Raw genomic sequence first — 11,684 nt, forward strand, 5'->3', positions numbered from 1 at the left:
TGAAGTGGACCGGTAGTTCAGTTGGTTAGAATGCCGGCCTGTCACGCCGGAGGTCGCGGGTTCGAGTCCCGTCCGGTCCGCCATCAGAATCGCGAGATATCACCGCTGCTTGCAGCAAAGATCGTTTGTGTTGGGTGATTAGCTCAGTTGGTTAGAGCACAAGCTTCACATGCTTGGGGTCACTGGTTCGAATCCAGTATCACCCACCAATGCGGACCGGTAGTTCAGTTGGTTAGAATGCCGGCCTGTCACGCCGGAGGTCGCGGGTTCGAGTCCCGTCCGGTCCGCCATTCGATCTCATAGAATTCGTGAAACCCGAGCTTTCGAGCTCGGGTTTTTGCGTTTCTGGCTGTCGGAAAGTCTTCTGTACTGGCCCGGCCCGCTTGTCTCCCTGTCCTTGCCTCTTTCCTCTTCTCTCTTCTCGACCTGGCCATGCTCCAGGCTTGTCGGCCTTCCATGGGCACATCACGACATTTCGTTCTTTCCCGTTGATGGGTGTCCTGCGCGGTTGCTCACCTCTCTGATGTCATCACTGATGTCATTCGCAATGTGGCCTTTGGGAGTATTGAGCCCATGGCGCGATGCTCTACACTGGGATCACTCGTTTCATACGACCGTTTGCCATCTGTCATCAGTCGTTGATGTCCTGACAACCTGTTACTGACGACCATGACTCAGTGAGTGTTGCTGATGAGAGTGGCGGCGGCGCGATATAACAATGATTGTCCGAGGGGCTCGAGACAGCCAAGGAGAGACCGCAATGACTGCCTATCCGAATATCTTCCGTCCGCTGACGTTGGGCCACATCACGCTCAAGAACCGTGTGCTGATGGGCTCTATGCACACGGGGCTTGAGGAGACTCCCGATGGCTTCGCGCGCCTGGCGGCGTTCTATCGTGAGCGTGCACGCCACGGGGTGGCGCTGATCGTCACGGGCGGTATCGCGCCGAACGCGGAAGGGGCTGTCATGCAGGGGGCCGCGAAGCTGACCACCCCGGAGGAGGCGGAGCACCATCGTGAGGTCACCGAGGCGGTGCACGCCGAGGATGGGCGCATCTGTCTGCAGATTCTGCATGCGGGGCGCTATGCCTACTCGCCGGATCAGGTCGCGCCCTCGGCGATTCAGGCGCCGATCAACCCCTTCACGCCACGCGCGCTGAGCACATCAGAGGTCAAGGAGCAGATTGCTGACTACGTGCGCTGCGCCAGCCTGGCCCGCGAGGCCGGCTATGACGGCGTCGAGGTGATGGGCTCGGAAGGCTATTTCATCAACCAGTTCATCTGTCGGCGCACCAATCAGCGCGAGGATGAGTACGGGGGCAGCTTCGAGAATCGCATCCGCTTGGCGGTGGAGATCGTCGCCGGTATCCGTGCCGCGCTGGGTGAGGACTTTCTGATCATCTATCGCCTCTCGATGCTGGATCTGGTCGATGAGGGCAGCACCTGGGAGGAAGTGGTCGCGCTCGGCAAGGCCATCGAGGCGGCAGGGGCGAGCCTGATCAATACCGGCATCGGCTGGCATGAGGCGCGTGTGCCGACCATCGTCACCAGCGTGCCGCGCGCTGTCTTCACCGGGCTGACCCAGCGCATGAAGCAGGAGCTCAGTCTGCCGCTGATCACCACCAATCGCATCAACATGCCCGAGGTTGCCGAGTCGGTGCTGGCCGAGGGCCATGCCGACATGGTGTCGATGGCGCGACCGTTCCTGGCGGACCCGCAATGGGTCAGCAAGGCCAGAGCGGACGATGCTGCCATCATCAATACCTGCATCGCCTGCAATCAGGCGTGTCTCGATCATACCTTCCAGATGAAGCTGACCTCGTGTCTGGTCAATCCGCGTGCCTGCCATGAAACCGAGATGGTGATCGAGCCTGCGCGACATGAGCGCCGCGTGGCAGTGGTGGGCGCAGGTCCTGCGGGGTTATCTGCCGCCGTGACGGCGGCAGAGCGTGGTCACGAGGTGGTGCTGTTCGAGGCGCAGTCCGAGGTGGGTGGGCAGTTCAATTTCGCGCGCCGCATCCCCGGCAAGGAAGAGTTCGACGAGACACTGCGTTACTTCAACGAGAAGCTGGTGCGTTGTGGGGTCGAGGTGCGTCTCAATACTCGCGCCACCGCCGAGATGCTGGCGGAATTCGATGCCGTGATTCTGGCCTCGGGGGTGAAGGCGCGGACGCCGGATATCGAGGGTGTCGAAGCCGGTATCGAGCGGGGGCAGGTGCTCAGCTATGCCGAGGCGATCAGTGCGCCGGAGCGGGTCGGGCGTCGCGTGGCGTTGATCGGGGCTGGCGGGATCGGCTTCGATGTCGCGGAGCTGATGACTCACGTCGAGCCGTCGCCCTCGCTGGATGGTGAGCTGTGGTGCGAGGAGTGGGGGGTGGATCTCTCGGTCAGCACGCCTGGCGGCCTCAAGGCACCCGTGGTGCCGCAGGCGCCTCGTGAGGTGTGGCTGCTGCAGCGCAAGACTTCCAAGCCCGGCAAGGGGCTGGGCAAGACCACTGGCTGGGTGCATCGCGCGACCCTCAAGCAGCGTGGCGTCAAGATGGTCGCCGGCTGTGAGTATCGCTCGATCGACAGCGAAGGCCTGACTGTCAGCCTCAATGGCGAAGAGCAGCATCTGGCTCTGGACAGCATCGTGCTGTGCGCCGGGCAGGATTCGGTGCTGGAGCTCAAGGCGCCTCTGGAGGCGGCGGGGGTGGAGCTGCATATCATCGGTGGCGCCGACAAGGCGGCAGAGCTGGATGCCAAGCGCGCGATCGCGCAGGGCACCATGGCGGCCGCTGCCCTTTGAGTTGACCGCGATCACGCATGGGGATATTCAGCGTTGAGCTGAGCCTGACCACTGCCTAGACTGATGGAAGCCACCGCGGACGCCGTGCCTTTGCTGCATGTGCCTCCGTGGTGGCTTTGTCGTCTTCAGAGTTTGCCTCGGGCGCCGCGCCAGCGGCTCGATGCGCTCTGATCTCTGCCTTGCCGCCACGATGGGATCTGCTCATGTCACCGCACGCTGCCGCCTCACGCCATGCCACCGCTGAGGCTCTGATGCCGGACACCGAGGACAGTCCTTTGCCGCCTCACAGGGAGGATGCTCGGACTTCATCATCGCTGGCCGCCTCCCCGCCGGTAGCCGAGACACTGGACAGCCTGATGGATCTGTTCACGCCGCCAGCGGTCGAGCGCCTGGCGTGGCCGCTGGCCGATGAGGCCGGTGTGATCGTCGAGTGCCTGCGCGCCGACACGCTGGACAGCGAGATTTCCGGCAACAAGGCCTGGAAGTTGCGTCTGCCGCTGGCCAGGGCGTTGAGCGAGAAGCGGGGCATCATCAGCTGTGGGGGTGGTTGGTCGAACCATCTGCATGCGCTGGCGGCGGCGGGTGCCAGATTGGGCATCGAGACGCATGGCCTGGTGCGCGGGCATCCCGAAGCGCCGCTGACGCCCACGCTCGCCGATGCGCGCGACAATGGCATGCGCTTGAGTTTCGTCTCGCGAGCCGAGTACCGGCAGCGCGACCAGCCTGATTTTGCCAGGCGCCATGGCGAGGGGGTATGGATTCCCGAGGGTGGCGGTTGCGTGGAAGGCGTCGCCGGGCTGGCGCCGTTGGCTCAGGCGCTGGCCGAGCCGGTGCCGGGCGAATCTGCGCCGCAGCTGGTGCTGCTGGCCTGTGGCAGCGGCACGACGCTTGCCGGGGTGCTGAGTGCGCTGGGCGAGCGCGATGGGCTGCGGGTCATCGGGGTGCCGACCATGAATCATGGCGATCAGCTCTATCATCGTGTGCGTCGCCTGCTGGCGGAAAGTGGCGGCAGCCAGCAGAAGACGCCGGAGTGGGGCCTGTGGCTGGGGGCGCAGGCCGGCGGCTTTGCCAAGGCGCCTGACTGGTTGATCCAGTTCATTCAGCGCTTCGAGGCCGAGACCGGCGTTGCGGTGGAGCCGGTCTACACCGCCAAGCTGTTTGCGGCGCTGGCGCATCATCTGGCCAATGGTCTGATCGCACGCGGTACGCGCATTCGCGTGCTGCACAGCGGGGGCTTGCAGGGGCGGCGAGGTTATCCGGCGTTGCAGGCCATCTGAGGGTGCTGGCGAGGCGAGTGTCATCTGGCTCGTCTCCTCTCGCGAGGCGCCCTCCGGTGGCTTGCGTGCAGCCTTCACCTGCCACTGGCGGCGGCGTGCAGCGCTGTTATGATGGAGTTTCTGCAGCGGCTCCTGCCATCCGGGAGCCGTGTCTGTTTCACCGGACAGGGTGATCCCCTGTCCCGCTCTGGAAATTCCCATGACGACTGACGCCATTGCCCCGACCCCCGCTGCGACCTCTGCTGCCGATGAAGCGTGCACTTCACGCTTTCTGGCCAGTGACAACACGTCCGGTATCTGTCCCGAGGCGATGGCGTACATGATGCAGGCCAATCGTGATGATGATCTCGCCTACGGCAATGACCGCTGGACACAGCAGGTCACCGACAGCTTCCGTCAGCTGTTCGAGACCGAGTGTGAGGTGTTCTTCGTCTTCAATGGCACCGCCGCCAACTCCCTGTCGCTGGCCCACCTGTGCCAGTCCTACCACAGTGTCATCTGCCACGAACTGGCCCATATCGAGACCGATGAATGCGGCGGGCCGGAGTTCTTCTCCAACGGCTCCAAGTTGCTCAACGCGCCGGGCCCCAACGGCAAGCTGACGCCGGAAGGCATCGAGCAGCTGGTCACCAAGCGCAGCGATATCCACTATCCGCGTCCGCGCGTGATCTCCCTGACCCAGTGCACCGAGGTCGGCACCGTCTACAGCCTGGAAGAGCTGCAGGCGATTCGTGAAGTGGCGGACCGTCATGATCTGCAGATCCATATGGATGGCGCCCGTTTCGCCAATGCCTGCGCCGCGCTGAATGTCTCGCCGGCTGAGCTGACCTGGAAGGCGGGTGTGGACGTGCTGTGCTTCTCCGGCACCAAGAATGGTCTGGCCATGGGGGAGGCGGTGATCTTCTTCGATCGCAAGCTGGCACGCGATTTCGATTACCGCTGCAAGCAGGCCGGTCAGCTGGCCTCCAAGATGCGCTTCATCGCGGCGCCCTGGATGGGGCTGCTGGAAAATGATGTCTGGCTGAACAACGCCCGCCATGCGAACGGCATGGCGCAGTATCTGGCCGAGCGTCTCGAGGCGCTGGAGGGAATCGAGCTGCTGTTCCCCGGCGAGGCCAACAGCGTGTTCGCCAGCTTCCCCGAGCATGTGCTGGCGGCACTGCGTGAGCGTGGCTGGACCTTCTATACCTTCATCGGTGCGGGTGGCGCACGCTTCGTCTGCTCCTGGAACACCACCACCGAGTTGCTCGACGCCCTGCTCAAGGATATTCGCGACGTGCTGTGAGTCTCCTGATTCAGGCAGTCCCGAAGGCGTGAGCGCCTCCCTCGAGATCCCCATCGCCCCGGCGGTGGGGATTTTTTTTGTGGCCGGTTGTCCGGTCTTGTCAACGTCATGCGTGACTGAGGCAAGAGTCTGATCAGGTTGGTAGCCACTTCGTCGCCAGTCGTTGTTTTTATGGTCTTTGTGGTGAGCCAGGAGGCTGTATGAAGCGTGGCGGAGGTGGTCGGGAGTGAAGTGTGGGCGCGGCCATTCTTGCTCGACTGGCTGGTATGCAGTGTCGTCTGGGCGTGAGAGTGACTGGCGTCAACCGTCAGTCTGTTCCTATGCTCAAGGTGTGCTGCAGTGCAACATGACATGAGTGAATCACCCGCGACAGCAGAAGCATTGGTCGAGTTTTCGCGTCTTTCGAAGCTTTCTTCAACGCGTTGTCAGAGGTGTTCAGGCGCCATCGAAGTGTCTGCTGACCCACTGGCTGCCGTAGATCCTGCGGTGCTTGGCAGAACTGGCTCCGCCGGCGGAAAGTTCGTTGAATGCATTCATTCACTGTATTGGACACCAGCACCCTATATCGACCTATGCTGATAAACACGCCGAGGCAGTCGTCCTGCGTACGCTTTTCAGGCTGAGCGGACGAACGAATTTTGCGGTCTTACCTGAGTGGGCCCGGCGATGGTCCCAGCGACTGATGTCGCGACAAGGAGGCTTCCATGAGCATCTTCGATCACGTGCAGAGCCGCTACGAGCGGATTCAGCAAGAAGAGATGAGTCTCCAGGAGTACCTGGAGTTGTGCCGGCAGGACACTACTGCCTACGCCAGCGCTGCCGAGCGCATGCTGGCGGCCATCGGTGAACCGGAGGTCATCGATACCGCCAAGGACCCCAGTCTTTCCCGTATCTTTTCCAACAAGCTGATCCGCCGTTATCCAAGCTTTGCCGAGTTCTATGGCATGGAAGAGGCTATCGAGCAGATCGTTTCCTACTTCCGGCATGCGGCGCAGGGACTGGAGGAGCGCAAGCAGATCCTGTATCTGCTCGGCCCGGTGGGCGGCGGCAAGTCGTCTCTGGCGGAGCGTCTCAAGCTGCTGATGGAGCAGATTCCCTTCTATGCCATCAAGGGCTCGCCGGTCTTCGAGTCTCCGCTGGGGCTGTTCTCGCCGGAGGAAGATGGCGAGCTGATCGAGAAGGAGTACGGCATTCCCCAGCGCTGCATGCGCAGTGCCATGTCACCGTGGGCCGCCAAGCGCCTCAAGGAATATGGCGGTGATATCAGCAAGTTCCGCGTGGTCAAGCTCTACCCCTCGCGCCTCAATCAGATCGGTATCTCCAAGACCGAGCCGGGCGATGACAACAACCAGGACATTTCCGCGCTGGTCGGCAAGGTCGATATCCGTCAGCTGGAGCTCTATGCCCAGGACGACCCGGATGCCTACAGCTTCTCCGGCGGGCTGTGCAAGGCCAACCAGGGGCTGATGGAATTCGTCGAGATGTTCAAGGCGCCGATCAAGGTGCTGCATCCGCTGCTGACCGCGACCCAGGAGGGCAATTACAACCCGACGGAAGGCATGGGCGCGATTCCCTTCGATGGCGTGGTGCTGGCGCACTCCAACGAGAGCGAATGGCAGGCATTTCGCAACAATCGCAACAATGAGGCCTTCCTCGATCGCGTCTATATCGTCAAGGTGCCTTACTGCCTGCGCGCCTCCGAGGAGGTCAAGATCTACGCCAAGCTGCTGGAACATTCGTCGCTGAATCAGGCGCCCTGTGCCCCGGATACGCTGCGCATGCTGTCCCAGTTCATCGTGCTGTCGCGTCTGCGTGAGCCGGAGAATTCCAGCGTCTACTCGAAGATGCGCATCTATGATGGCGAGAACCTCAAGGATACCGATCCGCGCGCCAAGTCGATCCAGGAATACCGCGATAGCGCCGGTGTCGACGAGGGGATGGATGGGCTCTCGACACGCTTTGCCTTCAAGATTCTCTCCAAGGTCTTCAACTTCGATGCCAGTGAGGTCGCGGCCAACCCGGTCCATCTGCTCTACGTGCTGGAGCAGCGCCTCGATCAGGAGCAGCTGCCCAAGGAAACCCACGAGCGCTACCTGCGCTATATCAAGGAATACCTGGCGCCCCGCTATGTCGATTTCATCGGCAAGGAGATCCAGACCGCCTACCTCGAGTCCTATTCCGAGTATGGGCAGAACATCTTCGATCGCTATGTGACCTATGCCGACTTCTGGATCCAGGAGCAGGAGTATCGCGATCCCGAGACCGGCGAACTGCTGGACCGTCAGTCACTCAACGAGGAACTGGAGAAGATCGAGAAGCCCGCGGGCATCTCCAACCCGAAGGATTTCCGTCACGAGGTGGTCAACTTCGTGCTGCGCGCACGGGCGCAGAACAACGGTACCAACCCGAGCTGGCAGTCCTACGAGAAGCTGCGTGCGGTGATCGAGAAGAAGATGTTCGCCAATACCGAAGAGCTGCTGCCGGTCATCTCCTTCAATGCCAAGGCCTCGGCATCCGACCAGCGCAAGCACGAGGACTTCGTGGCGCGCATGGTGGATCGCGGCTACACCGAGAAGCAGGTGCGCCTGTTGTCCGAATGGTATCTGCGCGTACGCAAGTCGCAGTAAGCCCTGCCGACTGACGACAGGCCTGCCGGCGGGCACGATTGCCGCCGGCACTTGCCATCCGGCCATCCGCTGAGGGCGGGGCCGGCAAGGAGGGCGAATGAGTTATTTCATTGATCGACGCAGCAATGCACGCAACAAGAGTGCAGTGAATCGACAGCGCTTCATTCGGCGCTATCGCAGTCATATCAAGCGGGCGGTGGAGGATGCCGTCAATCGGCGCTCCATCACCGACATGGAGCGCGGCGAGGAAGTCTCCATTCCGACGCGTGACATTTCCGAGCCGGTCTTCCAGCACGGACAGGGCGGCAAGCGGCGTGTGATCAATCCCGGCAACAAGGAATTTGTCGAAGGGGACCGCATGCGCCGTCCCAGTGGCGGTGGTGGGGGAGGTGGCAGTGGCGAGGGCCAGGCCTCCAACCAGGGCGAGGGGGAAGATGACTTTGCCTTCACCCTGTCGCGTGAGGAATTTCTCGAGTTCGTCTTCGACGGGCTGGAACTGCCGCATCTGGAACGCAAGCAGATCGCGGACATGGAAGAGGTGCGTCCGGTGCGCGCGGGGATCGCGCGTGACGGTACACCGGCACGTATCAACATCGTGCGCTCGATGCGTTCAGCGCAGGCGCGGCGCATCGCGATGCGTTCCCCGATCAAGCGGGCGCTGAAGGAGGCTGTCGAAGCGCTGGAGCAGGAGGAGCGCAAGGACCCGGTGCTGCGCAACAAGGTGCGCATCAGTGAGCTCAAGGCGGAAATCGAGCGGCTCGAGGCGCGCCTCAAGGCGGTGCCGTTCCTCGATACCTATGATCTGCGCTACAACCACCTCATCAATCAGCCGATGCCGTCCAACAAGGCGGTGATGTTCTGCGTGATGGATGTCTCGGGGTCGATGACCCAGGCGCACAAGGACATCGGCAAGCGTTTCTTCCTGTTGCTGTATCTGTTTCTGGAGCGCAACTACGAGAAGGTCGAGCTGGTCTTCATCCGTCACCACACCGCTGCCAAGGAAGTCGACGAGGAGGAGTTCTTCTACTCCCGCGAGACCGGCGGCACCATCGTATCCAGTGCCCTCACGCTGCTCGATGAGGTGATCGAATCGCGCTATCCGGCCGGCGAGTGGAATCTCTACGTGGCGCAGGCCTCGGATGGCGACAACTGGGATGACGATTCCACCAACTGTCGCGAACTGATGATCAAGAAGCTGATGCCGCGCCTGCAGTACTACGCCTATGTGGAGATCACGCCGCATGCCCATCAGGCGCTATGGGAGGAGTACGAGCGGGTCGAGGCGGAATTTCCGGAACGCTTTGCCATGCAGCAGATCGTCGAGGCAGGCGATATCTACCCGGTATTCCGCGAGCTGTTCAAGCGCCGCATCAGCGCCTGATCACATCATGCGACGTGCCCGGCAGTCGCGCCGGGCCAGGAGGCCTCATGAGTCATGGTCTTGATGGCGGTCTTGATGACCGAATGAGCAAGCGCATCGATAGCCGGCTGGAAGACACCCAGCCGGCCAGCGGGTCGGATTGGACCTTCGAATTGCTCGAGCATTTCGAAAGCGAGATCGCGCGCATCGCCGCGCAGTACAAGCTGGATATCTACCCCAACCAGATCGAGGTGATCACGTCCGAGCAGATGATGGATGCCTACGCCAGCATCGGCATGCCGGTCGGCTACCATCACTGGTCGTTCGGCAAGCAGTTCCTGTCGGTGGAGCAGGCGTATCGGCGAGGGCAGATGGGGCTGGCCTATGAGCTGGTGATCAACTCCGACCCTTGCATCGCCTATCTGATGGAAGAGAACACCCTGATGATGCAGATTCTAGTCATGGCGCATGCTTGCTATGGCCACAACAGCTTCTTCAAGGGCAATTATCTGTTCCGCACCTGGACGGATGCCTCGGCGATCATCGACTACCTCGTCTTCGCGCGGAAATACGTGTCCGAGTGCGAGGAGCGTCATGGCGTGGACGCCGTCGAGCAGCTGCTCGACGCCTGCCATGCACTGCAGAACTATGGCGTGGATCGCTACAAGCGCCCTTCGGCCATCTCGCCGGAAGAGGAGGTCCAGCGTCAGCAGGAGCGTGAAGCCTACCTGCAGGCCCAGGTGAATGCGCTGTGGACCACGATCCCCCAGGCGGGCGAAGAGGATGAGGTGATCGATGAGGTCAATGATCCTCTCGGTCTGCATCGCCGCGGCCGCTATCCGCCGGAGCCGCAGGAGAACCTGCTCTATTTCATCGAGAAGAATGCCCCGTTGCTGGAGCCCTGGCAGCGTGAGCTGGTGCGTATCGTGCGCAAGCTGGCGCAGTACTTCTATCCGCAGCGCCAGACGCAGGTGATGAATGAGGGCTGGGCGTGTTTCTGGCACTACACCATCATGAATCAGCTCTACGATGAGGGGTTGATCGGCGAGGGCGTGATCCTCGAGTTCCTGCAGTCGCATACCTCGGTGGTGCAGCAGCCCGGCTTCGATCACCCGCATTACAACGGCATCAATCCCTATGCGCTGGGCTTCGCGATGTTCACCGATATCAAGCGTATCTGTGAGCACCCCGACGATGAGGATCGTGAGTGGTTCCCGGATATCGCCGGCAGCGACTGGTTGGAAACGGTGCACTTCGCGATGCGCAACTTCAAGGATGAGTCCTTCATCCAGCAATTCCTGTCGCCCAAGGTGATCCGGGATCTCAAGCTGTTCTCGCTGGTCGATGACGACAGCGATGAGCATCTCGTCATCGACGCCATTCACGACAGTCGTGGTTACAAGCGCATTCGTGAGGCGCTGTGCGTACAGTACGCACTGAGCCACCGTGAGCCGAATATCCAGGTGTGGGCCGCCAACATTCGCGGTGATCGCTCGCTGACCCTGCGCCATGTGCAGGATGATCGGCGCCCGCTGGCGCGCAGCGTCTACCCCGTGATGCGCTATCTGCATCAGCTGTGGGGCTTTCCTGTCCATCTGGAGTCGATGGAGAACGATGAGGTGGCAAGGCGCTACCAGTGGCCACTGCCGGAGGATGCCAATCCCGGCTGACAGGGCGTCAGGTGACGCTCATGGCGGATCGAGGGGGGTGCCGAGAGGATGCCAGCCCTGACCGGCGCGCAATCGGCATAAGGCAGGCATGAAAAAACCGCCGTGAGGACACCCTCGCGGCGGTTTTCTTGTCTCAATCGGCTCTCGTGCTCATGCTCGTGCTCTCAGCCAGAGGGTTCCGGTTGCGCACCTCAGGCCGGGCGCTTGGTCCAGGACTGACACCAGCCCTTCGGCTCGACGCTATGGCTTGGGAAAAGCTGGCAGCCTTCGTTCTCGGGCTTGTAGAACATGCAGTTGGCGCAGTCCGAACCCGGCTTGAAGGCGGGGTGGTCCTTGGCTTCACTGGCGACTTCCACGTAGTTGAGCGCCTTGGCTTGCGGATTGGAGGTATCCAGTCGCGGCAGGTCGGCGGCAAGGGCGCGGGGTGAGAGTATGGCGGCGCCCAGCGGCAGGGCAGCGAGCCCCAGCAGACTATTGCGCATGAAGTTACGGCGGCTCTGATTGGCCATGGTCGGATTCCTTCTCATCAATGGAGCACAACCGTCGGGATGTGCTGCGGTCACGGCTCGCCTGTCAGGAGGCGCTTGCATGTCAGTCGTTGCAGTGTCGCGGGTGCCACCGGCACCTTGATGGGTACTCTGTGTGGCATTGCTGACCGCTTGCTGGCATTCATGGAT

7 protein-coding genes and 3 tRNA genes are annotated in these 11,684 nt (G+C 61.8%); 9 read left to right on the forward strand and 1 reads right to left on the reverse strand.

The features are described 5' to 3' along the window. Nucleotides 1-6: 6 nt before the first annotated feature. From LCW13_RS01600 to LCW13_RS01640, 9 genes are all read left to right on the forward strand, one after another. A tRNA-Asp gene (locus tag LCW13_RS01600) sits at nt 7-83 on the forward strand. 49 nt (nt 84-132) lie between these two features. Continuing rightward, nucleotides 133-209: transfer RNA gene (locus LCW13_RS01605), tRNA-Val, on the forward strand. A 4-nt stretch (nt 210-213) separates the two neighbouring features. Continuing rightward, nucleotides 214-290 (forward strand) — tRNA-Asp (locus LCW13_RS01610). 470 nt (nt 291-760) lie between these two features. Then, entirely contained in the window at nt 761-2,788 is a 2,028-nt protein-coding gene (locus LCW13_RS01615) for an NADPH-dependent 2,4-dienoyl-CoA reductase (RefSeq protein WP_043334766.1), read from the forward strand. Between the two features lie 203 nt (nt 2,789-2,991). After that, complete coding sequence (locus LCW13_RS01620) at nt 2,992-4,065, forward strand: 1-aminocyclopropane-1-carboxylate deaminase/D-cysteine desulfhydrase (protein ID WP_084589529.1); 1,074 nt, start codon at nt 2,992-2,994, stop codon at nt 4,063-4,065. A 199-nt stretch (nt 4,066-4,264) separates the two neighbouring features. Continuing rightward, on the forward strand, nt 4,265-5,350 hold the full coding sequence (locus tag LCW13_RS01625) for a threonine aldolase family protein (protein ID WP_052384721.1): 1,086 nt from the start codon (nt 4,265-4,267) through the stop codon (nt 5,348-5,350). A gap of 704 nt (nt 5,351-6,054) precedes the next feature. Further along, the gene (locus LCW13_RS01630; RefSeq protein WP_043334761.1) at nt 6,055-7,977 is read left to right on the forward strand and encodes a PrkA family serine protein kinase; all 1,923 of its coding nucleotides are present in this window, start codon (nt 6,055-6,057) and stop codon (nt 7,975-7,977) included. A gap of 97 nt (nt 7,978-8,074) precedes the next feature. Next, complete coding sequence (locus LCW13_RS01635) at nt 8,075-9,358, forward strand: YeaH/YhbH family protein (RefSeq protein WP_043334759.1); 1,284 nt, start codon at nt 8,075-8,077, stop codon at nt 9,356-9,358. A gap of 83 nt (nt 9,359-9,441) precedes the next feature. Further along, a complete protein-coding gene (locus tag LCW13_RS01640) occupies nt 9,442-11,007 on the forward strand; it encodes a SpoVR family protein (RefSeq protein WP_052384722.1) in 1,566 nt (521 codons plus the stop codon). 191 nt (nt 11,008-11,198) lie between these two features. On the opposite strand, the gene LCW13_RS01645 is transcribed toward LCW13_RS01640, so the two are convergent. Beyond that, nucleotides 11,199-11,516 carry a high-potential iron-sulfur protein gene (locus LCW13_RS01645; protein ID WP_043334757.1) on the reverse strand — a complete coding sequence of 106 codons (318 nt, stop codon included), beginning with the start codon at nt 11,514-11,516 and terminating at the stop codon, nt 11,199-11,201. Between the last annotated feature and the right edge of the window lie 168 nt (nt 11,517-11,684).

Origin of the sequence: Cobetia amphilecti, assembly GCF_020217465.1 — a bacterium.
In the GTDB taxonomy this organism is placed as follows: Bacteria; Pseudomonadota; Gammaproteobacteria; order Pseudomonadales; family Halomonadaceae; genus Cobetia; species Cobetia amphilecti.